At 44.0% G+C, this 25,401-nt stretch carries 25 protein-coding genes; 19 read left to right on the top strand and 6 right to left on the bottom strand.

Features of this window, described 5'->3' with window-relative positions:
* Positions 1-310 precede the first annotated feature (310 nt).
* The 6 genes from HYI04_RS06405 (at position 311) to HYI04_RS06380 (ending at position 6,176) form a co-directional block, all read left to right on the top strand.
* Positions 311-1,438 carry an NAD(P) transhydrogenase subunit alpha gene (locus tag HYI04_RS06405; protein WP_159153630.1) on the top strand — a complete coding sequence of 376 codons (1,128 nt, stop codon included), beginning with the start codon at positions 311-313 and terminating at the stop codon, positions 1,436-1,438.
* Between the two features lie 11 nt (positions 1,439-1,449).
* A complete protein-coding gene (locus tag HYI04_RS06400) occupies positions 1,450-1,773 on the top strand; it encodes a proton-translocating transhydrogenase family protein (RefSeq protein ID WP_004692331.1) in 324 nt (107 codons plus the stop codon).
* A 3-nt stretch (positions 1,774-1,776) separates the two neighbouring features.
* On the top strand, positions 1,777-3,231 hold the full coding sequence (locus tag HYI04_RS06395) for an NAD(P)(+) transhydrogenase (Re/Si-specific) subunit beta (RefSeq protein WP_004692329.1): 1,455 nt from the start codon (positions 1,777-1,779) through the stop codon (positions 3,229-3,231).
* A 97-nt stretch (positions 3,232-3,328) separates the two neighbouring features.
* On the top strand, positions 3,329-4,030 hold the full coding sequence (locus HYI04_RS06390) for an FG-GAP repeat protein (RefSeq protein ID WP_159153631.1): 702 nt from the start codon (positions 3,329-3,331) through the stop codon (positions 4,028-4,030).
* Positions 4,031-4,213: 183 nt separating this feature from the next.
* A complete protein-coding gene (locus HYI04_RS06385; RefSeq protein ID WP_159153632.1) occupies positions 4,214-5,551 on the top strand; it encodes an ammonium transporter in 1,338 nt (445 codons plus the stop codon).
* A 16-nt stretch (positions 5,552-5,567) separates the two neighbouring features.
* A complete protein-coding gene (locus tag HYI04_RS06380; protein WP_159153633.1) occupies positions 5,568-6,176 on the top strand; it encodes a hypothetical protein in 609 nt (202 codons plus the stop codon).
* A gap of 47 nt (positions 6,177-6,223) precedes the next feature.
* Here HYI04_RS06380 and rsfS read toward each other — a convergent pair whose 3' ends face one another.
* From rsfS to HYI04_RS06355, 5 genes are all read right to left on the bottom strand, one after another.
* Positions 6,224-6,628 (bottom strand): ribosome silencing factor, encoded by a 405-nt coding sequence (gene rsfS / locus HYI04_RS06375; RefSeq protein ID WP_004692321.1) that lies wholly within the window; start codon positions 6,626-6,628, stop codon positions 6,224-6,226.
* Between the two features lie 75 nt (positions 6,629-6,703).
* Positions 6,704-7,498, bottom strand: a complete 795-nt coding sequence (locus tag HYI04_RS06370) for a hydroxypyruvate isomerase family protein (RefSeq protein ID WP_159153634.1) — start codon at positions 7,496-7,498, stop codon at positions 6,704-6,706.
* 15 nt (positions 7,499-7,513) lie between these two features.
* On the bottom strand, positions 7,514-8,389 hold the full coding sequence (locus tag HYI04_RS06365) for an NAD(P)-dependent oxidoreductase (protein ID WP_159153635.1): 876 nt from the start codon (positions 8,387-8,389) through the stop codon (positions 7,514-7,516).
* Between the two features lie 34 nt (positions 8,390-8,423).
* Complete coding sequence (locus HYI04_RS06360) at positions 8,424-9,212, bottom strand: crotonase/enoyl-CoA hydratase family protein (RefSeq protein WP_010325925.1); 789 nt, start codon at positions 9,210-9,212, stop codon at positions 8,424-8,426.
* Between the two features lie 113 nt (positions 9,213-9,325).
* Positions 9,326-12,139: an ATP-binding protein gene (locus HYI04_RS06355; RefSeq protein WP_010325926.1), complete on the bottom strand. Its 2,814-nt coding sequence runs from the start codon at positions 12,137-12,139 to the stop codon at positions 9,326-9,328.
* A gap of 153 nt (positions 12,140-12,292) precedes the next feature.
* Between HYI04_RS06355 and cysM the strand changes: the two genes are divergently transcribed.
* The 4 genes from cysM to HYI04_RS06335 are packed head-to-tail and all read left to right on the top strand — an operon-like array spanning position 12,293 to position 17,801.
* Entirely contained in the window at positions 12,293-13,222 is a 930-nt protein-coding gene (gene cysM, locus HYI04_RS06350) for a cysteine synthase CysM (RefSeq protein WP_005400763.1), read from the top strand.
* 22 nt (positions 13,223-13,244) lie between these two features.
* The gene (locus tag HYI04_RS06345; RefSeq protein WP_004692313.1) at positions 13,245-14,066 is read left to right on the top strand and encodes a 3'-5' exonuclease; all 822 of its coding nucleotides are present in this window, start codon (positions 13,245-13,247) and stop codon (positions 14,064-14,066) included.
* A 6-nt stretch (positions 14,067-14,072) separates the two neighbouring features.
* Positions 14,073-15,461 carry a 23S rRNA (uracil(1939)-C(5))-methyltransferase RlmD gene (gene rlmD, locus HYI04_RS06340; protein ID WP_159153636.1) on the top strand — a complete coding sequence of 463 codons (1,389 nt, stop codon included), beginning with the start codon at positions 14,073-14,075 and terminating at the stop codon, positions 15,459-15,461.
* A gap of 33 nt (positions 15,462-15,494) precedes the next feature.
* Positions 15,495-17,801 (top strand): bifunctional (p)ppGpp synthetase/guanosine-3',5'-bis(diphosphate) 3'-pyrophosphohydrolase, encoded by a 2,307-nt coding sequence (locus HYI04_RS06335; protein ID WP_004979149.1) that lies wholly within the window; start codon positions 15,495-15,497, stop codon positions 17,799-17,801.
* A 38-nt stretch (positions 17,802-17,839) separates the two neighbouring features.
* On the opposite strand, the gene HYI04_RS06330 is transcribed toward HYI04_RS06335, so the two are convergent.
* Positions 17,840-18,607, bottom strand: a complete 768-nt coding sequence (locus tag HYI04_RS06330; protein ID WP_159153637.1) for an SDR family oxidoreductase — start codon at positions 18,605-18,607, stop codon at positions 17,840-17,842.
* A gap of 118 nt (positions 18,608-18,725) precedes the next feature.
* Here HYI04_RS06330 and mazG point away from each other — a divergent pair, with 118 nt between their 5' ends.
* The 9 genes from mazG (at position 18,726) to yjgA (ending at position 25,368) form a co-directional block, all read left to right on the top strand.
* On the top strand, positions 18,726-19,487 hold the full coding sequence (gene mazG / locus HYI04_RS06325) for a nucleoside triphosphate pyrophosphohydrolase (RefSeq protein WP_159153638.1): 762 nt from the start codon (positions 18,726-18,728) through the stop codon (positions 19,485-19,487).
* Positions 19,488-19,505: 18 nt separating this feature from the next.
* Positions 19,506-19,904, top strand: coding sequence for a ComEA family DNA-binding protein (locus tag HYI04_RS06320; protein WP_159153639.1), 399 nt, complete (start codon positions 19,506-19,508; stop codon positions 19,902-19,904).
* A 137-nt stretch (positions 19,905-20,041) separates the two neighbouring features.
* Positions 20,042-21,511 (top strand): polynucleotide adenylyltransferase PcnB, encoded by a 1,470-nt coding sequence (gene pcnB / locus HYI04_RS06315; RefSeq protein ID WP_159153640.1) that lies wholly within the window; start codon positions 20,042-20,044, stop codon positions 21,509-21,511.
* Positions 21,508-21,996, top strand: a complete 489-nt coding sequence (folK, locus tag HYI04_RS06310) for a 2-amino-4-hydroxy-6-hydroxymethyldihydropteridine diphosphokinase (protein ID WP_159153641.1) — start codon at positions 21,508-21,510, stop codon at positions 21,994-21,996. Before pcnB ends, folK begins: the two co-directional genes overlap by 4 nt.
* A 36-nt stretch (positions 21,997-22,032) precedes the next feature.
* Positions 22,033-22,842 carry a 3-methyl-2-oxobutanoate hydroxymethyltransferase gene (panB, locus tag HYI04_RS06305; protein WP_004692301.1) on the top strand — a complete coding sequence of 270 codons (810 nt, stop codon included), beginning with the start codon at positions 22,033-22,035 and terminating at the stop codon, positions 22,840-22,842.
* A 3-nt stretch (positions 22,843-22,845) separates the two neighbouring features.
* Positions 22,846-23,688 carry a pantoate--beta-alanine ligase gene (panC, locus tag HYI04_RS06300; protein ID WP_159153642.1) on the top strand — a complete coding sequence of 281 codons (843 nt, stop codon included), beginning with the start codon at positions 22,846-22,848 and terminating at the stop codon, positions 23,686-23,688.
* 26 nt (positions 23,689-23,714) lie between these two features.
* On the top strand, positions 23,715-24,566 hold the full coding sequence (gene rapZ, locus HYI04_RS06295) for an RNase adapter RapZ (RefSeq protein ID WP_159153643.1): 852 nt from the start codon (positions 23,715-23,717) through the stop codon (positions 24,564-24,566).
* Entirely contained in the window at positions 24,563-24,832 is a 270-nt protein-coding gene (locus HYI04_RS06290; protein WP_010325935.1) for an HPr family phosphocarrier protein, read from the top strand. The genes rapZ and HYI04_RS06290 overlap by 4 nt, the downstream gene beginning before the upstream one ends.
* A gap of 2 nt (positions 24,833-24,834) precedes the next feature.
* Positions 24,835-25,368, top strand: coding sequence for a ribosome biogenesis factor YjgA (gene yjgA / locus HYI04_RS06285; protein ID WP_005400753.1), 534 nt, complete (start codon positions 24,835-24,837; stop codon positions 25,366-25,368).
* Positions 25,369-25,401 lie beyond the last annotated feature (33 nt).

Genomic DNA, 25,401 nt, shown 5'->3' with positions numbered 1-25,401 from the left:
ATCAATACTGCGGAATTAAAGGACTTGGTTTTGTGCAAAAAAAGTACAGATTTTAGTGTGAAAAGATCTCTAGCTCAGAATTTGAAGAGAAATAAATCAATTTTTAAGCGGATTCAAAGTAAATAAACGAGATATCACCCAATATTTTTTATGAATCACCAGTTCAGTATATGGGTATTTATTAAATAAATAGTGGGTGGTATTTTAAAAAAGTTTCATTAGAATCCAAAAATTCATAAGAACATCCTGTGAGAAAACATTGCCTAATCGGTGATGTTTACTTTAAGAAAAACTAGCTTGAGGGACGCTCATGCAGATCGGAATTCCAGCCGAAACTGTCGTCGGTGAAAATCGTGTAGCCGCAACGCCAGAAACGGTAAAAAAGTTGATCAGTGCTGGTCATAGTGTAGTGATTGAACGTAGAGCAGGTGTGAAAGCTGCTTATATCGACAGTGCTTATGAGCAAGTCGGTGCTAAGCTGACAGATGATGCCTATACCGGTAGCCAAATGATTTTGAAAGTACGTGCCCCTCAGGGTGCTGAAATTCAAAAGCTTGCGCCAAATACATCGGTTATTGCCATGTTTGACCCGTACCGTAATACGGAGCTTGATCAATTTGCATCACAACAAGTGTCTGCATTTGCTTTGGAGCTACTACCACGAACTTTATCTCGTGCGCAGAACATGGACGTATTATCTTCACAAGCTAACTTGTCGGGTTACAAGTCAGTGCTTCTTGCTGCGGCAGAGTACCAGCGCATGTTCCCAATGTTGATGACGGCTGCGGGTACTGTAAAACCTGCACGTGTCGTGATCATGGGGGTCGGTGTTGCTGGTCTACAAGCGATTGCGACAGCAAAACGTTTGGGTGCTGTGGTTGAAGCAACGGATTTACGTCCGACTGCGAAAGATCAGGTGGAATCTTTGGGTGGCAAATGGTTAGACGTTCCTATGTCTGATGAAGAAAAGCAAAAAGCTGCTGCCGCTGCTAAAAACGGTTATGGCTGGATGCCAGGTGAAGACTATATCCGCGATCAAGCCATCATTGTAGATAAAGCTGTTTCAAATGCAGACATCGTGATTACCACTGCACTTTTACCTGGTCGTGATGCACCTCGCTTAATTAAAGCTGAAACGGTTGCCAAAATGAAACCAGGTTCAATCATCCTTGATATGGCGGTTGAAACAGGCGGTAACGTTGAAGGCTCTAAAAATGGTGAAAATGTTGTGACTGACAACGGCGTAACCATTTTAGGTATTCCAAACATTCCGTCTACAGTTTCAACTGAAGCTTCTGCTTTGTATGCACGAAATGTCTTGAACTTCTTAGATACTTTATTTGATGCAGAGAAAAACTTTGCCATCAATCCTGAAGAAGAAATTCAAAAAGCCCTTCTAGTAACTCATGGCGGTCAAGTACTGCTGAAGCGTGGTTAAGGAGATAGATCATGGTTGAAACAATTACAATTTTCGTCCTTGCCATCTTTGTAGGCTACTACGTCGTGTGGGGCGTTACGCCTGCACTACATACACCGCTTATGGCAGTAACCAATGCGTTGTCATCGATCATCGTGGTGGGCGCAATGATTCAAACGGTGGGGATTCCTGCAATTGGTGTTGATGCGAATGTTGCATTCCAAAGTGTGAATGTGGTGAGCATCTTAGGTGCAATTGCGGTGTTCTTAGCAAGTATCAATATTTTCGGTGGCTTCGCAGTAACAGCGCGTATGCTTGAAATGTTCAAGCCAAAGCAAAAGAAAAAAGAGGGCTAATATATGGAATTCATTCGAGACTATGCGGATTGGTTCTACCTGATTGGTGCTGTCCTCTTTATCTTAACTTTACGTGGTTTGTCTGGCCCGAAGACAGCGATTCAAGGTAACCGCTACGGCATGATCGCAATGGCGATTGCTGTAGTGACCACCTTCTTTGTGGCAGATCATCCTGTGATTTGGATGATTGGCGGTGCGATGGTGCTGGGTGCGATTGTGGGTATTGCCCGCGCACGTACTGTACCTATGACGCAGATGCCTGAAACGGTCGCATTGATGCACTCTTTGGTGGGCTTGGCTGCTGTTTTAATTGCAATCGCGGCAATTCTACATAACAACCAACTGACTGCCTTATTTGCACAAAATGAAGCGGCATTAACTGCTGCGGGTGTGCAACATGCACACATGAGCAAGGTTCATTTATTTGAATTGTTCGTGGGCTGTTTTGTCGGTGCGATTACCTTTACAGCGTCTGTATTTGCTTATGGTAAATTGGCTGCAAAAAAATGGGCAAAAACCATTTCTGGTGCATGGGTTAAGCCTGTACAAGCGCTGATTTTCCTTGCAATGCTGGCATGTGGTGTGTACTTCTTCACAACAGGCAATATGAATGCATTCTGGGCCATGACTGCACTGGCACTTGCATTCGGTTGGGTGTGGATTGCACCAGTCGGTGGTGGTGATATGCCGGTGGTGGTATCGCTATTGAACTCATTCTCTGGTTGGGCAGCAGCAGGTATTGGTTTCACACTTGAAAACAACATGTTGATCGTTGCGGGTTCACTGGTGGGTTCTTCAGGTGCGATTCTGTCTTACATCATGTGTAAAGCCATGAACCGTTCAATCATCAACGTTTTGTTTGGTGGTGCAATGGGTGGAACTGCGGTAGCTTCTGCAGACAAAGGCGAACAAGCACAGCGAAACCATCGTTCTGGTTCAGCAGATGACGCAGGCTTCTTGATGTCAAATGCAGATAGTGTTGTGATCGTACCGGGTTATGGTATGGCACAAGGCCGTGCACAAAATGCGGTGAAAGAACTGTGTGAAATCTTGAAAGAACAAGGTGTAAAAGTGCGCTTCGCCATTCACCCTGTTGCTGGTCGTATGCCGGGTCATATGAACGTACTTTTGGCTGAAGCTGACGTGGCTTATGAAGACATCTTAGAGATGGATGAGATTAACTCTGACTTCCCTGCAACAGATGTGGTGCTTGTGATTGGTGCGAATGACGTAGTCAACCCTGCGGCGAAAGACGATCCAACATCTCCAATCTATGGTATGCCAATTCTTGAAGCACATAAAGCACGTACCATTATGGTCATCAAACGTTCTATGGCGACAGGTTATGCAGGTCTAGACAACGACTTGTTCTATAACGAAAAAACCATGATGATCTTCGGTGATGCGAAGAAAGTGGTTGAAGATATGACCAAAGCAATCAATGGTGGTGGACACTAATTCTCCTCCTAGAGTGTATAAAGACCACCTTCGGGTGGTTTTTTTATGTTTGCAGCTTTTGCTAAGATGATGTTTAGCTTTTCAATAAGAAAACAATATGAACATAAATCAGATCTGGTTTCATGTACTGCTGATATTTGGTGTGTTTGTTTTGAGTCAAACTACTCAGGCTCAAGTCTTCGAAATAAAAAATGCATCGAAACGCTATGATGTAAAAATGACGACGAACTGTACGGACAGGAGCTGCGATGGACAAGCCAATATTGATCTTTACCTAAAAGGGACAACACAGCGCTTTCAGCGGTTTTCCTCGGCTGAATTGACGATGGATCTGGACGAAACTGATAAACCGTCTGTCAATGTGGTGCAGCTTTATGGTGAGCAAAGTGCCGTGATTTTTGCCGACTTTAATTTTGACGGCAGTGAGGATGTCGCCATCCGTAATGGTAATTATGGTGCTTATGGCGGGCCAACTTACGATGTTTATGTCTTTCATCGGACTAAAAATAAATTTGTGCTGAGTCAGGAGTTATCGGCCTTAACTCATGAAAATTTGGGCATGTTTGAGGTCGATCAAAAACAGAAAAGAATCTTAACCTTCAATAAAAGTGGATGTTGTTATCACATCCGTTCGGAATATATTGTAATTCCTAAACACGGTTTGAGTTTAGTCAAAGAATTTATTGAAGATGCAACAGTTCAAGAGGGAAAGGTTAAAGTGACGGAGCGAACGCTGAATCGTGGTCGATGGGTAGAGAAGGTCCACTATTATGCTGTGGATGAGTACTATAAAAACTAAAAGCTATGTTTTATCAATCAGCTGATAAATGTGCTTTGGCCCTTTTATGGTGTATCGCTTTTTCGCCTTGTTTGAATTGTCCATTTATATTGGTGGGCATGGATCATGATTAAATATCTGTAAGGTGTTGAAACACTGGCATTGATTTTGCAATTGAGATGAATAATCTTTTGGGGATTATTCATGAAAAAAATAAAATACTTACTCTTCTTTGTGTGCTGTATTACTTTACCCAGTTTTGCTGCAGAACCCCTGCCAACACAGGCTCAAAATATTCAAGAAATTCGTCTCTCGCTTGACAGTGTCTGGGTGGTGCTCGGTGGCATCTTGGTGTTTTTCATGCAAGCAGGTTTTGCCCTGATTGAAAGTGGTTCGGTGCGCTCTAAAAACACCATTAATGTACTCATGAAAAACTATATGGATGCGTGTTTAGGGGGCTTGGTGTTTTGGTTGATTGGCTTTGGTTTGATGTTTGGTGTCAATTCGAGTGGTTGGATAGGAACTTCGCATTTTGCCCCCAATGTTCTGGATGACTGGCACTGGAACCTCTTGTTCTTTCAAATGATGTTTGCGGCTACCGCCACGACGATTGCCAGTGGGGCGATGGCTGAGCGGATTCACTTTGTGGCGTATATCGTGAGTGCTGCGGTGGTCAGTGGTTTGATCTACCCGATTTTTGGTGCATGGGCTTGGGGGAGCTTATTTGATGGCGAGGGTTGGCTAAAAGCCATGGGTTTCATTGACTTTGCAGGTTCAACGGTGGTGCATTCGATTGGTGGATGGGTGGCTTTAGCCGGAATTATTGTGTTGGGGCCTCGTTTAGGGCGGTTTGGGCGCAATGGACAGGTCCATTATTTGGCAGGACATAATTTACCGTTGGTGGCGCTAGGCGGTTTTGTTCTATGGCTGGCATGGTTTGGTTTTAATGCGGCCTCTACTGTGAAGGCGGATGTGAGTATTGGGCGGATTGCCTTGAATACGCATTTGGCGGCGTGTGCTTCGGCAGTTGCCTATATGGTTTATACCCTAATACGTGGTAAAGCAATTTTAATGCGCGGCACCATTAATGCCTCCTTGGGTGGGCTGGTTGCAATTACGGCGGGTTGTGCAACCATGAGTCCACTGTATGCCATCATCAGTGGGGCGGTTGCAGGTGTACTGGTCAGTATTTTACCAGTGGTGATGGAAAAACTCCGCTTGGATGATGTGGTCGATGCGGTGACTGTGCATGGTTTTTGTGGGGCATGGGGCACATTGGCAGCGGGGCTATTTTTTGAAAACCAAATGTTTAATGCGGGGGTCATTGCGGTACAAGGCTTGGGTATTTTGACAGCCTTTGCTTGGGGTTTTGGTGTGGCGTTGATCGTCTTTAAAGTTTTAGACGTTGTGCTTGGTGGTTTGCGGGTGAGTAAACAACATGAACAACGTGGCTTGGACTATACCGAACATGCAGAACTGTCTTATCCCGAGTTTCAGCGTGATGTGACGTTTGAAACTGATGATATGACCAAACGTCATTAATGAAAGAGGATAGCTCATGTCGACTGAAACATTAACTATTTTACAAAAACGCCAAGCGATCGAGCGTGGACTGAGTCAGTACTTACAAGGAACACTTTTAGAGCAAGTATTGAATCACTGGGAAGCGAAATATGGTGATCAACCCTCCTTTGTCCTGAATCGTTTTTTGAGTGAAATTTGCACCACAGAAGAATTACGTTACTTTCGAAAAGACATGCTCAAAAATGTCTTGGCCGAGATGGCCCAAGTTGAAAAACAAGTGTTGTTGAACCCATCTGCAAAAGCATCGAAAAGCGAACAAGGGGGAGTGGTGTTACTCGATGCATTGACGTTTTTTATGCAAAATATCTGTCAAGCAGTCAAAGCCGTTGATGTGCAGGAGTTTGAGCGTGAGGTGAAAACGCAGCTAGACCTTTTATCTATTGTGATTGATACATATCAGGCCTTGGATGATCGAGCAGTACTTGAAGCTTTGCCCATGACTCAATATGCGCAGGTCTTGACGGTCTGTTATGAAAATTATTGTGAATTTTATGGTCCAGCAAAAGCAGATCAACTCTATGCCCATGTGAAGCGCCAAGTGAAAGAGCGTTACCCAATGATCGATATGCATCGCTTAATTTAAATAAAAATATACATAAAAAAAGCGACCTTCAGGTCGCTCTTTTCATATTAGGCTACAGTTTCTTCTGGGGCTGCACGCCAAAGGCTTTCTAGGTCGTAGAAACGACGTGCTGTTGGCAACATCACGTGCACAACAACAAAGCCAAGATCAATCAAGATCCATTCTGCATCACGTTCGCCTTCGACACCGAGAGGGCGGAAGCCTGCTTTACGTGCTTCTTCAGCAACGTTATCAGCAAGTGCTTTGATGTGACGCGTTGATGTACCGCTTGCAATCACAATTGCATCAGCGACGTTGCTGATTAGGCTGACATCAATCGCTAAAATATCTTTTGCTTTTACATCTTCAAGGGCTTCATGTACAACTTTTAAGCAAGCTTGTACGTCGGCAGCTTGGGTATTCATTGCGAAATCGTGAGAATTAGAAGCGCTGGGCGATGGTTCTAAATTCATAAAGGGAATTTTTCCGGACAATAACTCATCTTATAATATAGCGTTTTTAGGCGAAAATTTCAAATCTGCAATGGCTCAACTTTGAGGATGTGCGGCAAAGTATTTTGCCTTCCATGCAAAGGACTGAGTTGAAACAGTTTTTGGTCGATATTCCGCCGCAATAAAACCGTCATAACGGCTGTGTTGTAGCCATTCAAAAATATTTGCATACATAATTTGTGCAGTATCTGGTTCATGCCGCCCCGGACAGTCTGCAAATTGGATGTGACCAATAGCTTGAATATTTTCTTGTAGCCCTTGCAACACATCTTCACCCATCATCGCCATGTGATAGCAGTCGTATTGCATTTTAAGTGCAGGATGTTGTACTGCTTCTAACATTTCCTGTGCTTGAGCAATATTTTGCACTAAGAAGCGCGGCATATCGGTGCCGTTGATCATTTCAAAGACAGGCTGAATGTCATGTTCACTGAACATATGGCAGGCCAGTTTCAGGTTTTTGGACAAGGTATTTAAACAGGGCAGTAGGTCGGCATCTAGGGGTTGTTTACCCGCAAGGATATTCACATTTGGCACTTTGAGTGCGCTAGCGTATTGCACTGCTAACTGAAGAGCGTGATGAAACTCTAGCTCTTTGCCGGGGACACCCGCGAGTCCATTGCCACCAGTCATTAAGTCGCCCGCAGGAACGTTAATGAGGCAGAGACTTAGGTCATAAAGCGTCAGCTGAGTTTGAATTTGTTCAATGCTGAGTTCATAGGGAAATTGGATTTCCACATGTTTAAAGCCAGCAGCTTGCGCTAAAGCAAAACGCTCAAGCAACGGTACTTCGGTAAAAATCATGGATAAATTTACAGCAAGTTTGGTCATGATTTTCTCCTGATTTTATTTGGCTTGTTGTTCTACTTGTAATATGACTGAGGCAAGATCAGCTTCAGCATAGCCTTGTTGTTGGTGTACTTGCAATTGCTGAAGTGCTCGCGCTGCAACAGGAATGTCGAGTTGGTGCTGCGCAGCAAGCTGCACGGCGTTGTTCAAGTCTTTGGACAGGGTTTGAACTTTCCACTGTACGGGCTCAAACAGATGAGTCGCCATACGTGGACTTAAAATTTGGAAGGGTTTCGAATCGGCAAAACCGCCTGCAAGCGCAGGTGCGAGTAAGCGAGTGTCCACGCCAGCTTTGGATGCTAAAGCAACCGCTTCTGCAATCAGCGTGCTATTGGCTGCCACAATCAGTTGATTACAAATTTTGGTGGCTTGTCCTGTTCCTGTGTTGCCCATACAGGTGACACGTTGCGACAAGATATTATAAATCAAAGACAAGTCTTGAATCGTCTGTGCATCGCCACCAGCAAAGATGACCAGCGTACCTTGTTCCGCACCGATAGTTCCCCCTGAAACAGGTGAGTCGATCCATTGCACCTGTTTTTGTTCGGCACGTGCTGCAAGGCTCAGGGTTTGCTCCACCGAAAGACTGGAAAAGTCGATAATCACTTGCTTCGCCGTCAAAAACGGTTCGATTTGTTCATAAACGCTGAGTGCGGCTTTGTCGTCCGCTAAACAGGTTAGGATTACAGGATGGTCGGCAATATTCTGTAGCGTTAAGTCTGTCGCCCCTAAATCAATGAGTGCATCGCAGGCACTGCGGGTGCGGTTCCATACAGCGACCTCGAAACCCGCTTGAAGTAAGCGGGTGGCCATACGGCTGCCCATGAGTCCCATGCCAAGAAATGCAATTTTAGTGTGTCGATCGAAACTCATGGGACCCTCTTTGATTGTCAGTGCTTAAATACTGTTATTTGTATTGGCGTGGTAGATACTGCGCGTCGGGTTGTTTATCTTTTTTACGTGCGATTTGGCTATTTTTACCTAACAGTAATTTGAGCTGCCAAATTTTTTCCAAACGTAAGGATTTTTTAGGCTTATGCTGCATGGCATCCAACACATATTTTGAGGCCATGAGTGCATCTGGTGAGCGTTGTAACATTTCTTCTGCAATGGCTTGGGCTTTAGCAAGCGGTGATTCATCAAGATGTGTGACTAAGCCGATTTCTTTGGCATAAGTTGCATCGAAAATACGTGCCGTAAGCGTTAACTCTTTGGCAAGATCTAGTCCGATCAAACCTTTCAAAGAACGCGTCAGTCCCATATCAGGAACCAGTCCCCAACGGCTTTCCATAATCGACATTTTGGTTGCAGGGTGTGCGACACGAATGTCTGCCGCTAAAGCCAGTTGCATACCAGCGCCAAAGCAAAATCCTTCAATCGCGGCAATCACAGGAACAGGCAGTTCTTGCCAAATTAGGAAAGCTTTTTGAAAGAGGCTTTGTCCAGGTTTGATCAGTTCCCATGCGGCATAGGCGCGATTCTTCGGATTGTTCAAATCGGCAAGATCAATGCCTGCACTAAAGACTTGCGCTTCACCAGTGAGGATGACACAGCGAATGCTGCGGTCTTTTTTAATTTTTTCAGCAGTTTTAACCAATTCGCGTAACAAGTCGAAACTCATCGCATTGCGTTTATCTGGACGGTTAAGTGAAACAGTGGCAATGCCGTTTTTGTTTTCAATGCGAAGTAAAGCCATGATGAGAACTCTTATTTTTTGCTCGCACGGAGCATAGCATAGCTCTCGTACGGATAAATGACACCAAGAGTCACGTCACAACTTGTCTTAGGTGTCATGCTCTTTTGAATGTTTTATGGGCTATGTTTGATTAAAATTTGCTGTGCCGCATGTTGTACTTGTTCAATCACAACTTTGAGTTCATTGAAACGCTTGATGGTTTCTTGAACAAATTGTTCATCTGCTTTACGACGTTCTTTACGTAAGGTTGAAACAAACTGTTCAAATGTCCCTGTTGCTTCTTGTAAGTTGGGTACACCGACATAGCGTGTTGCACCATACAGGCGGTGTAGCACATGCTCCAATTGTGGGAAATCTTCCATTTCAATCAACTGTTTCATTTCATGCAGCTCAGTATCAAAACTATCCATTAACATACGCAGCAAGTCGACTGCTAAGTCTTCTTTATTGGCGGCTAACTGTAAGCTTTGCTGCCAGTCGAGTACCTTAGGATCGAGTGCTTCAATCACGATGGCTTTTTCAACGGGTGAGCCTTTGTTGAAGCGATCAGTGGTCCAATGGGTCAGGATTTGAATAATCTGATCAATTTGAATCGGTTTGGTGACATAGTCATCCATGCCAACTTGCAGTAGTTTTTGTTTTTCATCGGCTAATGCATGTGCGGTGAGGGCAATGATGGGCAAACGTTTATGGTTTTCAATGGTTGACTCCAGCGCACGAATGGCACGTGTGGTATCGACCCCCGACATGACAGGCATTTGAATATCCATAAATACCAAATCAAAAGCTTTGCTGTCGTGTTCAGCACGCTCTTGTAAAATCTCTAAGGCTTGTTGACCGCTTAAAGCTTTTGTTGTCTTGACATTCAATTCGCCCAGCAGGGCTTCAAGGACAATCAGGTTAGGGAGATGGTCATCCACCGCTAAAATATGTAAGCCTTGACCATTGAAGGACTCCATTTCATCTTCTTCAAATAGCGGTTGATTGCTGAGTAATTGAATCAAAGCACTCCGACTGAGCGGTTGGTATAAGGGTCGTGCGCGATACTCATTCAGCGTAGTCAAATCGAGTGACATCTGGTAACCATAAACCGCAAGGTTACCGCTATAACGCTGACGAATTTCTTTTAATAAGGCTTCGGTATCGCCACTGTGATCAACAATTAACCATGTATTTTCCACATCTTGAGGCAGTCTGTTGAGGTGACTGAACAAGTCTAAAATTGAACTCGATTCGATGTGCTCCACAGCATAGTCTTCAAGATAATGACGCAGAATATTGGCCGTTGCAGGATGTGCCAAATACGAAACCACTTGCATGTCGCTAAACTGAGGATGCTCAACGTACTCATCTTCTTCATTGACCATAAACATGGCTGTAAACCAGAAGGTGGAACCTTTTTCGGTGGGCGCGCGTTCTTGGTTGTCCTCAAATCCAATTTGCCCCTGCATCAAATGCACTAGCTGTTTGGAAATCGCTAAGCCTAGACCTGTACCGCCAAATTGGCGCGTGACTGAAGCATCACCTTGCGAGAAAGACTCAAACAGTTTTTTGCGGTCGGTTCCACTGAGTCCGATGCCGCTGTCTTGTACACTAAAGTGCAATAGGCACTGTCCAATATCATCTTGTTCCATTCTTGCGCGGACGATGATCTCGCCATCAGGAGTAAACTTAATGGCATTGGAAATCAGGTTGGTTAAAATTTGTTTGAAGCGTAGGGCATCTCCAACCACATGCTTTGGCACATTGTCGGCATAGTAAAAGGCCATATCGATATGCTTTTGTGCAGCAAGAGGAGATAGCATATCCATAACATCAAAAATTGCTTCTTCTAAATCAAAAGTTGCAGTATCGAGTTCTAGTTTACCGGCATCAATTTTTGAAAAATCTAAAACATCATTAATCAGTGCTAGTAAGTGTGCAGATGATTTACGGATGGTTTGTAAATACAGGTTTTGATCATTGTTGAGGTTGTCTTGACGCAGTAACAGGTGAATAAAACCATCAATACTGTTCAGTGGCGTGCGCAGTTCATGGCTGATATTGGCCAAGAATACAGACTTGGACTGACTTGCTGAAATGGCTTGGTCACGCGCTTGACGATAGGTAATGTTTTGTACTTCTAAAGTGTCAAGGGTTCGACGTAAATCGTCTTCCGTCTGCTCAGTGTGTTCTTTCAATTCTAAAAAACTAAAATGCAGGCGTTTCACCACATTGGCAATATCGCGCTGTAGTAAGCGTAATTCACCAGTACTGTTAATCAGCATGTGTTGATCGAGGGTGTCGGCATTTAAACGTTGTAGCTGCATGCGAATTTCATACATCGGCGCAATCCAGCGTCGCGAGTAGAAATTTAAACAGAGTAAAAGTAGTAATAGTGTCAACAGACCTGTCGCAATCAACACAATCAACACGCGATAACGGGCAATTTGTAAAGGCTGGTTATCTAATTCAACCACCAACTGCGCAGGCGTGCCTGTAAATTGGTTGATGGGCAAACCATATACTGTATTACCTTTAAAATTCATCGGGCCAAAAAAATCAGTATTTTTTTTCAACGCAGGCCACGGCGCTTGGTCTTGGTAGCCAATGCTGAGTTTGTTATTGCCTTTTTCATCAATAATTGCGGCACGAATCAGATGTTTTTCATCTAACATCTTTTGCATCAAATAACGTGCATTTTCATACTGCCAAGGGGAGGCATTCACCAAATTGATCGCCGCTTCTGCATCCAGCTGGTAGCGCGTTAAAATCGCAATCGCCATTTGTCGCTGCTGGGCTTTGGCTGCATTTGAAGTTTCGGTAATAACCAGTAATGCACCTACACAGGCCAAAATCATAATCGGCACGAAAATAAGTGCAATGAGCTGTCCATAAGCATGGTTTAAGTGCAGACGATTAAATAACTTTTTATTGATATTTGACATGGTGCAAGTGATTTATTCCCTATGCTTTGAAGTGTAGCACGCTTTATAAAAAATCGATGGTGCTTTAATCACTTTCGCGAAAAAGCACGCTAAATGGGTGCAGGGACTGGCATTTTTCCATACAATAGGCGCACCTCGATCAAGGTGCAAAGAATGAGTACTACATCCACTGATTTTCAAGCAGACGAATTTTTGTTAGATCACTATGTTGGAAAAACTCCACTGGTGCGTTTACAGCGTCTGGCTAGTCACACTCAAGCAACAGTATTGGCAAAGTTAGAAGGCAACAACCCCGCAGGTTCTGTCAAAGACCGTCCCGCGTATAACATGATTATGCAAGCGGAAAAGCGAGGGCAAATCCAGCCGGGCGATACCTTGATTGAAGCGACCAGTGGAAATACCGGCATTGCACTGGCGATGGTTGCTGCGATGCGTGGCTATCAGATGAAACTGATTATGCCCAACAACATGAGCCAAGAACGTAAAGATGCAATGCGTGCTTATGGCGCGGAACTGATTGAAGTGACCAAAGAACAGGGCATGGAAGGTGCACGTGATTTGGCTTTGCAAATGCAAGAAGAAGGCAAAGGGCATGTACTCAACCAGTTTGGTAATCCTGATAATGTTGAAGCACATTATTTAACGACTGGGCCTGAACTTTGGCAGCAAACAGGTGGCAAAATCACTCACTTTGTAAGTTCAATGGGCACTACAGGTACCATTATGGGGGTCTCTAAATATCTCAAAGAGATGAACCCCGACATTCAAATTATTGGCTTACAGCCATCGGATGGTTCAAGTATCGCAGGGATTCGCCGCTGGCCTGAAGAATATTTACCAACGATTTTTGACCGCAGTCGGATTGATCAAATTATTGATATTCCGCAAATTGAAGCGGAAAAAACCATGCGTAAATTGGCGCAAAAAGAAGGGATTAGCGCAGGAACTTCTTCAGGTGGTGCGGTGTGGGCATCGATTAAAATTGCTGAAGAAAACCCTGGTGCTGTCATTGCGTGCATTATTTGTGACCGTGGTGACCGTTATTTATCGACGGGTCTTTTCTCTGTGGTCGATCCTGAATAAAACAATAAAAGAGAGTCCTGCTATGCGTTTACCCGTTCTCACCTTTGATATCGAAACAATGACAGATTTGAGATCGGGGGCGCATTTATATGGTTTAGATTTGCCTGAGGCTGATTTGGAGGCGGCACTGACCAAATTGCGTCGCCAAGAATCAGGCATGGATTTTCAGCGTTTGGCTTTGCATGAAATTGTGTGTATTTCAGGCTTGTGGTTGGATGACCAAGGCCAGATGAAACTTTTTTCTTTTAGCCGTGAGCAATATTCGGAAGCAGAAATCCTCAGTAAGTTTTTATCCATATTTGATAAGCGCTTACCAACTTTAGTGAGTTGGAATGGCGCTCAGTTTGACTTACCTGTAATCATGCTTCGCGCTATGTATCATGGTTTAACTGCACCTGCTTTGTTCGATCAGGGCGAAATTGACACACAAAAGCGCTATAATAACTATCAGAACCGTTATCATCAGCGTCACATCGATCTGATGGATGTGATGGCAATGTTTAATGGACGTCATTTCCAAAAGCTAGATGATGTTGCTCATTTATTGGGGTATCCCGGTAAACGAGGCGATGGGGCTTATCATGTACCTGAATATGTTCGGGCGCAGGAATGGCTCAAACTCACCAGTTATTGTGAAGGTGATGTGCTAAATACATGGTTGGTGTATTTGCGTTGGCTCTTGCTCAAAGGGCAATTGCTCGCTCAAGACCACCGTCATTTTATTGATCAAACCATCCAGTTTTTACAGGCCCAACCGCAGCATCAAGACTTTTTGTCGGTGTGGCGTGAGACCTCACAGCAGACGGCTTTTACCGCTGCCGATTTTTCTCCTTCCCATCTTTAGGTACACATGAAACATAGAGCCAAACCTCGTCCAACTCAACAGCCCAGTTATATTTTTCAGGTTGAGTCACTTTCGCATGAAGGACGCGGCATTGCGCACTATGGTTCGCATCCAGACCATCCTGCGGACAAGCAGGGTAAAAAAGTCTTTATTAGCTATGCGTTGCCGGGTGAAACGGTTAAAGCGCAGATTACCCATGCGGTAAAGCGTTTAGAGGAAGCCGATGCTGTTCAACTCCTCAGTGAAGCCTCTGCTTTTCGGGTTGAGCCGAAGTGCCCGCATTTTAAAAGCTGTGGTGGCTGTAATATGCAGCACATTCATCCCGATGAACAAATTCGTTTAAAGCAAGAAGTGCTTAAATCACATTTGCAGCATTTTGCTGGGATTCAACCTGAAGAATGGTTGCCACCTTTGCGCTCTTTACGTGAAGACTACCGCCGTAAAGCACGCATTGGGGTGCGTTATTTGCCGCACAAAGACCAATTGGTCGTGGGTTTTCGAGAGCGTCAAACCAATAAACTGACTTCAATTGATCGTTGTTTGGTGTTAGATCAAGCGTTTGGTTCAATCACACGCTTGAAGCAGTTACTCCAAAGTCTAACAGCCAAAGCGGCCATTGGTCATATAGAATTGGCCATGGGGGATAGTGACATCGCCCTTACGGTGCGACATACTGAAAAATTAAACACCGAGGATGTCAACCGATTAAAACAATTTGCGTTAGACAGAGGGTGGCAATTGTATTTACAAGCTGCTGGCCCAGACAGTCTAAAGCGTATGGATGATGAACATGCAGAGATGCGTTTACATTATCGTTTAAGTGATTTTGATGTGGCATTTGGATTTAACCCACATGACTTTACTCAAGTAAACTCAACCATTAACCCGCAAATGGTGAAATTGGCATGTGACTTGCTAGATTTAAAACAAGGAGAACGTGTTCTCGATTTGTTCTGTGGTCTAGGAAATTTCTCTTTGCCTTTGGCTCGATGCGTGGGAGCAACAGGACAAGTGGTTGGTGTTGAAGGCAGTGAAGAAATGGTTCAACGTGGTGCAGAAAATGCGGAACGTAATGCTCTTCGTCAGTTGAAGTTCTTTTCACAAGATTTAACAAAAGATTTCTCGCATCATTCTTGGGCAAATCAAGGATTTGATGCATTATTGATAGATCCTCCACGTGCAGGCGCAGAGGAAATAATGCATTATATGCCTAACTTTGGTGCAAAAAGAATCGTTTACGTGTCGTGTAATCCAGCGACACTCGCAAGGGATGCGGGGCTGTTGGTACAACAGGGTTATCGATTAGTCAAAGCCGGTGTGATGGACATGTTTACCCACACAGGTCACGTTGAGTCGATAGCATTGTTTGAAAAAGATAATGAGATAAACGATTAAAGAATATGAAGCGTAAAAGTGTAGGAGAAGGGTATGGTCACAGTACGTGAGCAACTACCTGGGCGACTTAATGAGTTGTCTCAGGAGGCGACTGTAGAGCATGCCGAACAAGCTCAACATGATTTGGCTGAATGGTTAGATCGTGTTCGAAGCATATTAGATGATGCGAAGCTTGAGCAACTCGAAGAAGTTGCCAATTTGACTTTACAAAAAGAGTTAGAAACCACGGTTAATCATCGTTCCAATACCTTTTATACCGGTATTGAAATGGCGGATATTCTGGCCCATTTACATGTCGATGAAGACACCTTGGCTGCTGCGATGCTCTATCGTGGTGTACGTGAAGGCGTGATTCCATTGGCGGAAGTACAAGAGCATTTTGGCGAACAAGTGCATGCACTGGTCAAAGGCACTTTGGCCATGGGTAAGTTGTCTGATCTCATCGAGCAGAATAAACGCCTCGAAGATCACTTTAATAACAATCAGCGCGAGCACTTAAACGGCATTTATAAAATGTTGATTTCAGTGACGGAAGACGTGCGCGTTGTACTGATCAAATTGGCTGAGCGAACTTATGCACTGCGTGAATTGGCGACTTCATCTAAAGAACGTCAAGAGCGTGTAGCACGAGAAATCTTAACCATTTACTCACCTCTGGCACACCGTTTAGGGATTGCGCAGTTAAAGTGGGAACTGGAAGATTTAGCCTTTCGCTATTTAGCACCCGATCGCTATAAAGAAATTGCGACGCTGCTGAATGAAAAGCGACTGGAGCGTGAGCAATATATTCAGTTTGTGATTGATACATTGCGTGCATCTTTGAATGAGCATGGTATTGAAGCTGAAATTAGCGGCAGGGTAAAACACATTTATTCGATTTATCGAAAAATGAAAAGTAAGAACCTGAGCTTCGATCAGCTCTATGACATTCGTGCCGTTCGAGTCTTGGTTAAAACCGTACCTGAGTGCTATCACTCGCTGGGGATTGTGCATCAAATTTGGCGGCATATACCGCATCAGTTTGATGACTATATTACCAATCCCAAAGCCAATGGTTACCGCTCACTGCATACGGCTGTGATTGCGGAAAACAAATCACTGGAAGTTCAGATTCGTACCAAGAGCATGCATGAAGAAGCAGAGCTTGGGGTGTGTTCGCACTTTAACTATAAAGAGGGCGGTAAGAATACCGATCGCTCTTTTAACCATCGTTTACATTCATTGCGTGCAGTACTTGAACACTATCAAGAGCGCAACGATGCGAATGTACATAAGTCGGATGAAGACTCTGAAAATTTTGAGCAAATTCAAGATTTTGAGGATTTTGAGAAGATTTATGTATTTAGCCGTGATGGCGATATTAAAGAGCTCCCACGTGGTTCGACCGTACTCGACTTTGCTTATCATGTGCATACTCAAGTCGGTAATAAGTGTTATGCCGCGCGAGTGAATCAGCGCTATGTTCCGCTGACTTATACCTTAAAAACGGGTGAGCAAGTTGAGATTTTAACCAAGAAAGACCGTGAGCCAAACCGTGATTGGTTGGTGAACTCTTTAGGTTATATCAAGACGGCACGTGCGCGTGACAAGCTGCGCCATTGGTTTAGACAACAAGACCGCAGTAAAAACTTGGAAGTGGGTCGTGACCTGCTCAACAAAGAACTTTCACGTTTAGCAATTCACCCAAAAAGTATTGATTTGAATGATTACTGCAATCATTTCAATGTTAAAGCGGGTGAAGATATTCTGATTGCACTGGTCAATGGTGACATTAGTCTGCATGCCTTGATCAATCAGGTGAACCGCCATATGCATTTGGATCAGGACGAACCTGAACTGGTGCTGAAGCCAACGTTGAATCCACGTGCTAGTCATACCTTGTCAGCGCATGGCATTTTGATTGATGGTTTAGATAACGTTGAGCTGCATGTGGCGCAGTGTTGTCAGCCTGTGCATGGTGAGTCAATTGCGGGTTATATCACTTTGAACCGTGGGGTGAGCATTCACAAAGTGGCATGTCCTGACTACTTACGCATGATTCAAAATGAACCGGAGCGTGCAGTAGAAGCCGATTGGGAAATGCAGCCAACGCGTGGTCAGAGTGTACAAATTGTGGTGGAAGCTTATGATCGCCGTGGTTTACTCAAAGATTTGACCCAAGTGATTTTCTCCGATCAAATCAATATTCGTCAGGTCAACACCATCTCTGAAGCAGACGGTATTGCCAATATGAAATTGTTGATTGAAGTTAAAGGTTTATCGCAACTATCAAAACTGTTGGCACGATTGGAGCAACAACCGGGCATTATTAGTGCGCGTCGTTTGGTGCAAGGTAACTAAGCGAATTAAAAAAAAGAGCCTGCAATTGCAGGCTCTTTTTATTTGGAAAGGTACAAATTGGTCAGGCGATTGAGAAATTGGGGACTGATTTTACTCAGTTGAAATAAAAGCTTGGCTTTGGCGCCCACGGCTTGATGGGTTGCAGTGAGTGCCGTATCTTTTGCAACAGCACGTTGAAAAACGTGTTGCGCTACATCTTCTGTAGTTAAGTGTACCCCCATGTTTTGAATACTCTTCGCTTGCATATCTTGCACCATGGCAGTTTGTACAAATAGCGGCATAACATCTAATACGCGAATGCCATATTTCTGCCATTCGGTATCTAAGCCTTCGGTGATACCGCGTACTGCAAACTTACTGGCAGAGTACGAGACCAAATCAGCTTGACCATAGATGGCTGAAGCCGATGAAAGGTTGATGATGCGGGCAAAATTCGCTTGTTTGAGATAGGGCAATGCAGCATGGCAGCCATTCAGTACACCATTAACATTGATCGAGATGGTTTTGTGATGTGCGCTGATCTCTGTGTGTTCAAAAGGCCCTGAGAATAGAATTCCTGCATTATTGACCAAAACATTGAGCTCGCCCGCCCATGCGACAAACTCGGCTAAAGCAGTTTGCCAATCTTGATAGTTGGAAACATCGAGCTGTCCTGCTTTGGCATTTGGGCCGAGGCTAGCTGCCAGCTGTTCGGCTTGAGCGCTATTGATGTCATAAATCCCGACTTTGTAGTGATGTGCATAAAATAAGCGGGCGATGGCCGCACCAATACCTTGGGCTGCACCGCTAATCAAAATACTGCGCATTGAAACTGCTCCTTGTTGCTCTTTTTCTTGATGTTATTGTTGTGATTGGATTGAGCATAACAAATGAATGCCGTCATAATGTAATTTTTATCAATTTGATTTTTGAAGAGAGATAAACATGGAACAATTGCTTAACGTGATGCGTGAATTACGTGAAAAGTGTCCATGGGATCAACAGCAAACCCCAGAAAGTTTAACCCGCTATGCCATTGAGGAGGCTTATGAAGTTGAAGCAGCCGTGCGTTCAGGTAAAGCTGATGAGGTGCGTGATGAGTTGGGTGATTTACTGCTACAGGTGGTGTTTCAGTCACAGATGTATACCGAGCAAGGGGCTTTTAATTTTCAAGATGTGGTCCATGCCATCACAGAAAAACTGATTCGTCGTCATCCCCATGTTTTTCAAGCACAGCAGTTTTCAGCTTTGTCTGCCGAAGATGTAGGCGAGCTTTGGAAGCAAATTAAACAACAGGAAAAACAAGGTAAGGCACAGTCACGATTAGACAGCATCAAGCATGGCCCAGCCTTACAACAAGCGGAACAGATTCAAAAAAATGCAGCACGGATCGGTTTTGACTTTCCTGATGTAGCAGGTGCATATGCCAAGCTTGAAGAAGAATTAGCTGAACTGAAAGATGCGGTTCAACAGCAAAATTCCGATGAAATAGCAGATGAATTTGGCGATTGTTTATTTTCAATGATCAATGTTGGACGTAAACTGGGCGTCTCAAGCGAAATGTCGCTTTTGAGTACGATTCATAAATTTCGTACTCGTTTTGCTTTCATTGAAGATCAAGCTTTGCAACAACAAAAAAAGATTGAGCAGATGTCCTTAGAAGAAATGGATCAACTGTGGGAGCAAGCCAAATTACAACTGAAATAATAAAAATGGTGGCTTGAATTGATAAAAATAAAAGTAAGTTTGTTGATCATTGCGTTGTTATTACTGAGTTTACTGGCGTGGATACCCAGTAGTTATGCACAGTCTTTTGATCAGAACTATCTGAACTGGAAAGCAGAGCAGCAGGCGTGGGATGATCGTATTCAAGCTCCTAAAAGCGTGAAACGTGCTGTGTCTCCTGTTCAGGCTCAACCTGTGTCGAGCACAAATAAAATTAGTTTAAATCAAGCCAGTGTTGATCAATTACAGCAACTTCAGGGTGTGGGTCTAAAAAAGGCACAGGCAATTGTGGCCTATCGCCAGAAACAAGGGCCATTTAAGACCATAGATGAGTTACAACAGGTGCGCGGGATTGGACCGGCAATTTTTGCAAAAAATAAAACCCGTTTAGGCTTGTGAAAAAAGCAGTATCATTTATTCGTGAATTGATCAGAATCCTGCTTTGCTTTCGATAATCAAATTGCCCTTTGATTGTGTTAGATATATGATTAGCGTCATCTTAGAATTTTACGTTTAGGCGTAGGAGACAGCGGCTTTTGCAAACTTTGCGCGCGTCAAAATGTGGTTTATCAACCGCTCAATTACCTTCTTACATTTTAGATGTGATCGATGCATTAACTAAGGCAGGCTATGAAGCGTATATCGTCGGTGGCGGTGTTCGCGACATGATGCTTGGCCTAAATCCCAAAGATTTTGATGCAGTGACCAATGCAACACCGTCACAGGTAAAAGAAGTTTTCGGACGACGTTGCCGTATTATCGGACGCCGTTTTGAGCTGGCTCATGTCTATTCAGGTCGTGAGTTGGTTGAAGTGGCAACTTTCCGTGCACCGCCGAAGAAAGAAGTCACCTCTGCGCAAGGCATGATTTTGCGTGATAACAATTGGGGCACAATCGAGCAAGACTTTGCTCGCCGCGATTTTTCAATTAATGCAATGTATTATCAGCCACGTAAGGGCGTTGTCTTAGATTTCTGTCATGCTGTGGATGACATTAAAAATAAAACCTTACGTCTACTGGGCGATGCACAAACGCGTTTTGAAGAAGATCCTGTGCGAATGCTGCGGACTTTACGTTTTGCTGCAAAATTAGGTTTCTCAATCGATCAGCAAATTCTCGACGTTTTTACCTTGGAAATGACACAGTTGCTGCGTGATGTATCGCCGCACCGTTTATATGATGAATCTCAGAAGCTGTTCACGATGGGGCATCTAAATCGTGTGTTGCCAATGCTGATTGACTTCGGCATTTGGAAGCAGTTATTTGCAGATATCCAACCGAATATCACCCCATTTATTGAACGTGCTGCTAAAAATACCGATCAGCGTATTCAAGTGGGCAAAACCATCAATCCTGCATTTTTTTATGCGGTGTTGTTATGGCAGCCGTTCTTAGAGCGTTGTGAGTTTTATAGCGGTAAAGGTGTGGTTGCGGCTGAAGCTCGTGCACAAGCGGGACTTGATGTATTAAAACGCCAAGCCACGCGGACTATTATTCCGCGCTTTGCTGAAACCTTCATTCGTGAAGTGTGGGAAATGCAAACTCGTTTACTCAACCCAAAGGCACAGCAAATTCAAGCCTTATCTAGCCATGCACGTTTCCGTGCAGGCTTTGACTTCTTGTTGCTTCGCGAAAAATCCGGTGATGACGGCACGCTCGGCATGGGACAATGGTGGGATGCCTATCAGTTGATGAGCACCGATGAAAAAGAACGTGCCATCAGCCAATATAACCGCCAACGTGCAAAATCACGTCGCAGTGGTAAAGCAAGTGCTGAAGAAGCGGCGATTGCTAAAACGGTAAGTCATGAAATTGAGCCTTTGGTGCAAGAGCAAGAATCGCGCAGCCGTCGCGCACGTAAACCGAAGCAACACGCTGAAACTCGTACCCAGACTGGTAAAGGAACAGGTCACAGCTCGACCGAGATTGGCGCAGATCACCCGATTTTAAAACGTAAACGTGTTCAGCGTGATTTAAGCAGCGTGATTTTTGGACCGACACAATGAGCATCGTCACGTACATTGGTCTAGGTAGCAACTTAGGCGACTCTAAAGTGATTTTGACTGAAGCGGTGCACAAGTTGGCTAGTCTTGGCGGTGTGAAGATCTCCAAGTTGTATCAAAGCCCACCGATGGGGCCGCAAGATCAACCCAATTATTTAAATGCCGTGGTGCAACTCAGTACAGACTTGGCGCCGTTGGCTTTGCTGGATGAACTGCAACGTTTTGAGCAAGAGTCGGGACGTTTACGTTTACGCCATTGGGGTGAGCGCACTTTAGATTTAGATTTACTGATTTATGCAGAAGAGAAAATTCAGCATGAACGCTTAACCGTGCCACATGTCGGTGTGATGGAACGTGATTTTGTGTTGATTCCATTGCTGGATTTAGACCCCAATTTACACATTGATGGTATTGCGTTGAAACAGTTGCCTGTTGTACAACAACCCACGTTGAGCGTGCTGGATGCAGGCAATTGGGCAGAGATTTAATTTAGCCGAGCTAAAGATGTTGAAAGGAATAGTTTGATGATTAGTTTAAATGACTTAAGAAAATTTAAAGCAGAAGGTCGCAAATTTTCCTGCCTGACTTGCTATGATGCAAGTATGGCAAAGGCAATGGAACTTGCTGAAATTGATACCATTTTAATTGGCGATTCACTCGGTATGGCCATTCAAGGTCGTGATTCCACTTTGCCTGTTACAGTTGAAGATATGGCTTACCATACCGCAGCTGTACGCCGTGGTAACCAGCATGCCTTAATCATGACCGATTTACCGTTTATGAGCTATGCCACCTTAAATGATGCTTTGCAAAGCTCAAAAGTAGTGATGCAAGCGGGTGCACAAATGGTCAAAGTCGAAGGTGGAGCATGGCTGGCTGAAACGGTTCAGGTTTTGACACGCAACGGTATTCCTGTATGTGTACACTTAGGTTTAACCCCACAGTCTGTACATGTGTTTGGTGGCTATAAATTACAAGCACGTACACGTGAAGCAGCAGACCAACTGATTGCGGACTGCCAAGCGGTGGTTGATGCAGGTGCTGCGGTGCTGTTATTAGAGTGTGTGCCTGCGCAGCTCGGCAAAGAAATTAGTGAGTTGTTCCCACATGTACCTGTCATTGGTATTGGTGCAGGTGTGGATACCGATGGTCAAGTCTTGGTAGTACAAGACATGCTTGGACTGACTTTTGGTCGTGTTGCAAAATTTGTGCGTAACTTTATGAAAGAACAAGCAGGGGAAACGGCGATTTTGGATGCGTTCAAGGCATACCATGCAGCGGTGCTTGATAGCTCATTCCCTGCGAAAGAACAAACATTCCAAGTCGAGCTGTAAAACATGAAAACTGAAACCACCATCCAAGGCCTATCAGCATCATTGAATCCTGCGCGAACGGCTCGAAAAAGTATTGGTTTCGTCCCGACCATGGGCAACTTGCATCAGGGGCATTTGAACCTTGTGCGCGAAGCGAAAAAACTCTGTGATGTGGTTGTAGTCAGCATTTTTGTGAATCCTATTCAATTTGGACCCAATGAAGATTTTGACAGTTACCCACGCACTTTGGAACAAGATCAGCGCTTGTTGGCCGAGGTTGGTTGTGACATCGTGTTTGCACCATCGGTTGAGCAAATGTATGGCAACAGTCCACGTTTGACCAATATTACTGTTTCAGATATCACCAATGATTTGTGTGGTCTACAACGTCCAGGTCATTTTGATGGTGTTGCCGTTGTGGTGACGAAACTGTTCAATATTGTGCAACCTAATTTTGCTTTCTTTGGTGAAAAAGACTATCAACAGTTGGCTGTGATTCGTCAGTTTGTTCATGATTTGAATATGCCACTTGAAGTGATGGGTGTGGCAATTGCACGTGCAGAAGATGGTTTGGCTTTAAGTTCCCGTAATGGTTATTTAAGCGAAGAAAACCGTCAAAAAGCACCGATCATTTATCAAAGTTTAAAAGCGGCAGAACAGTCACTACAAGCCGGTACCGCTTTAGCTGATGTGTTAGCAAATATAAAGGCGACATTGACACAGGCTGGTTTTGTTGTGGATTATGTGGAAGCACGCACACCTGCATTGCAGAAATTGGATGCGTTTGACCAAGATGTGGTACTTTTTGTTGCGGCAAAACTCGGGGCAACTCGTTTAATTGATAACTTGAAAGTGAAACATATTTAGGCAAGCTCACCTCTCAAAGGATTAAGATGAAGCGCATTTTAATTGTTACAGGACAGTCTGGTTCGGGTAAATCCTCTGCATTACAAGTATTGGAAGACCTTGGTTATTACTGTATTGATAATTTGCCTTTGGCCTTACTCCCAGAGATTGTGGCTAAACTGGATCGGGAAAATAATCTTGAGCAGTTGGCGCTTGGTGTGGATGTACGCAGTACACGTGCAGATTTGCAAGAATTCGACTTGGTGTTTGAACAATTGCAAAGGCATGGTACGGTCGATATTATTTATTTGACCACGCGTGACCAAGAGCTGATTGCGCGCTTTAGTGCTTCACGTCGTCCGCATCCGTTGGCGACACGCTTTCAAAGTTTGAATCAGTGCATTCAAGAAGAGAAAACCCTTTTATTGCCGATTAATTTGCGCTCAACTGTGCATATTGATACCACCGATAAAAGTGTGCACGACTTAAAGCATACCTTGCTGTCAAAGTTGGGGCAGTCGGATAACCTGATTTTGATTTTGCAGTCTTTTGGCTTTAAACACGGTATTCCGTTGGATGCTGACTATGTGTTTGATGTTCGACATTTACCCAATCCCCATTGGGATTTAGAACTGCGGAAGTATTCAGGACTAGATGCCCCTGTGCAAAAATTTTTGGAACAAAGTGAGCAAACGCACGAAATGTTCGAAGATATTTATAAGTTTTTAGATAAATGGTTACCAGCTTTTGCTGAAGGGCATCGTCACTATATGACCGTGTCAATTGGTTGTACGGGTGGGCAGCATCGCTCTGTATATATTGTGGATAGACTAAAAAAAGCCCTTGAGGCAAAATGGTCTATTCAGGTCCTCCATCGAGAAATGAAGCACTGGGCATGATTGACACAACTGTTGACGTAATTAATAAACTAGGGTTACATGCGCGTGCATCTGGCAAGCTCATTGAAGTGACCACCAAATTCCGTTCTTCAATCCAAATTGGAAAAGGAGACAAATTGGTGGATGCCAAAAATATTATGTCCCTCCTGATGCTAGGCGCAGGAAAGGGCACCACTTTACGCTTGGTGCTTGAAGGCGCAGATGAAGAACAAGCTTTATCTGAGATTCAGGCACTATTTGCAGCAAAATTTTACGAGGCAGATTAATCGTGGCACGTCGACCGCATAGTTTTACTGAAGAGGACTTTGAATCTTTAGAAGGACGTGCAAGTAAAACTGAACAGAAAAAAGCCGTACAACGTATGGCATCTTTGGGTTCTCAACTTGCAGAGTTGAACACTAAACAAATTCAAAACTTACCTGTTGAAGAGCGTTTGATTGAAGCCCTTTTGGATGTGAAACTGATTACATCAAATGAAGCTCGTCGTCGCCAATTTTTACGCATTGGGAAGTTGTTGCGTAATGAAGATGAAACGGTGATTTTGTCTTATTTGACACCGCAACAAGGCGCGAAAAAAACCGCTCAATTGCAGCGTTGGGTTGATCGTATGATCAAAGATGGTGATGTGGTCATTAATGAGTTTTCCAAAACCTATAATGCCGCGGAACGTCATACCATTCGTCAGCATGTATTGCGTATTCACCGTGATATGAAACAGCAGGCTGATGAAGAACAACTTAAAGCTTCGCGTTTGAAGTTGTTTAACTACATTCAGCAAGTGGCTTTAATTTCAGATAATTAAGTCATTTAGACATAAAAAAAGCGACCTTCAAGG

This window comes from Acinetobacter sp. SwsAc2 (genome assembly GCF_013391465.1).
Lineage (GTDB): Bacteria > Pseudomonadota > Gammaproteobacteria > Pseudomonadales > Moraxellaceae > Acinetobacter > Acinetobacter johnsonii.
This window is presented reverse-complemented; position numbering and strand designations above follow the sequence as displayed.

Excerpts from the sequence above, each read along its gene's own strand:
- HYI04_RS06405 (WP_159153630.1), top strand. The coding sequence starts at position 311 with ATGCAGATCGGAATTCCAGCCGAAACTGTCGTCGGTGAAAATCGTGTA.
- HYI04_RS06400 (WP_004692331.1), top strand. The coding sequence starts at position 1,450 with ATGGTTGAAACAATTACAATTTTCGTCCTTGCCATCTTTGTAGGCTAC.
- HYI04_RS06395 (WP_004692329.1), top strand. The coding sequence starts at position 1,777 with ATGGAATTCATTCGAGACTATGCGGATTGGTTCTACCTGATTGGTGCT.
- HYI04_RS06390 (WP_159153631.1), top strand. The coding sequence starts at position 3,329 with ATGAACATAAATCAGATCTGGTTTCATGTACTGCTGATATTTGGTGTG.
- HYI04_RS06385 (WP_159153632.1), top strand. The coding sequence starts at position 4,214 with ATGAAAAAAATAAAATACTTACTCTTCTTTGTGTGCTGTATTACTTTA.
- HYI04_RS06380 (WP_159153633.1), top strand. The coding sequence starts at position 5,568 with ATGTCGACTGAAACATTAACTATTTTACAAAAACGCCAAGCGATCGAG.
- rsfS (WP_004692321.1), bottom strand. The coding sequence starts at position 6,628 with ATGAATTTAGAACCATCGCCCAGCGCTTCTAATTCTCACGATTTCGCA.
- HYI04_RS06370 (WP_159153634.1), bottom strand. The coding sequence starts at position 7,498 with ATGACCAAACTTGCTGTAAATTTATCCATGATTTTTACCGAAGTACCG.
- HYI04_RS06365 (WP_159153635.1), bottom strand. The coding sequence starts at position 8,389 with ATGAGTTTCGATCGACACACTAAAATTGCATTTCTTGGCATGGGACTC.
- HYI04_RS06360 (WP_010325925.1), bottom strand. The coding sequence starts at position 9,212 with ATGGCTTTACTTCGCATTGAAAACAAAAACGGCATTGCCACTGTTTCA.
- HYI04_RS06355 (WP_010325926.1), bottom strand. The coding sequence starts at position 12,139 with ATGTCAAATATCAATAAAAAGTTATTTAATCGTCTGCACTTAAACCAT.
- cysM (WP_005400763.1), top strand. The coding sequence starts at position 12,293 with ATGAGTACTACATCCACTGATTTTCAAGCAGACGAATTTTTGTTAGAT.
- HYI04_RS06345 (WP_004692313.1), top strand. The coding sequence starts at position 13,245 with ATGCGTTTACCCGTTCTCACCTTTGATATCGAAACAATGACAGATTTG.
- rlmD (WP_159153636.1), top strand. The coding sequence starts at position 14,073 with ATGAAACATAGAGCCAAACCTCGTCCAACTCAACAGCCCAGTTATATT.
- HYI04_RS06335 (WP_004979149.1), top strand. The coding sequence starts at position 15,495 with ATGGTCACAGTACGTGAGCAACTACCTGGGCGACTTAATGAGTTGTCT.
- HYI04_RS06330 (WP_159153637.1), bottom strand. The coding sequence starts at position 18,607 with ATGCGCAGTATTTTGATTAGCGGTGCAGCCCAAGGTATTGGTGCGGCC.
- mazG (WP_159153638.1), top strand. The coding sequence starts at position 18,726 with ATGGAACAATTGCTTAACGTGATGCGTGAATTACGTGAAAAGTGTCCA.
- folK (WP_159153641.1), top strand. The coding sequence starts at position 21,508 with ATGAGCATCGTCACGTACATTGGTCTAGGTAGCAACTTAGGCGACTCT.
- panB (WP_004692301.1), top strand. The coding sequence starts at position 22,033 with ATGATTAGTTTAAATGACTTAAGAAAATTTAAAGCAGAAGGTCGCAAA.
- panC (WP_159153642.1), top strand. The coding sequence starts at position 22,846 with ATGAAAACTGAAACCACCATCCAAGGCCTATCAGCATCATTGAATCCT.
- rapZ (WP_159153643.1), top strand. The coding sequence starts at position 23,715 with ATGAAGCGCATTTTAATTGTTACAGGACAGTCTGGTTCGGGTAAATCC.
- HYI04_RS06290 (WP_010325935.1), top strand. The coding sequence starts at position 24,563 with ATGATTGACACAACTGTTGACGTAATTAATAAACTAGGGTTACATGCG.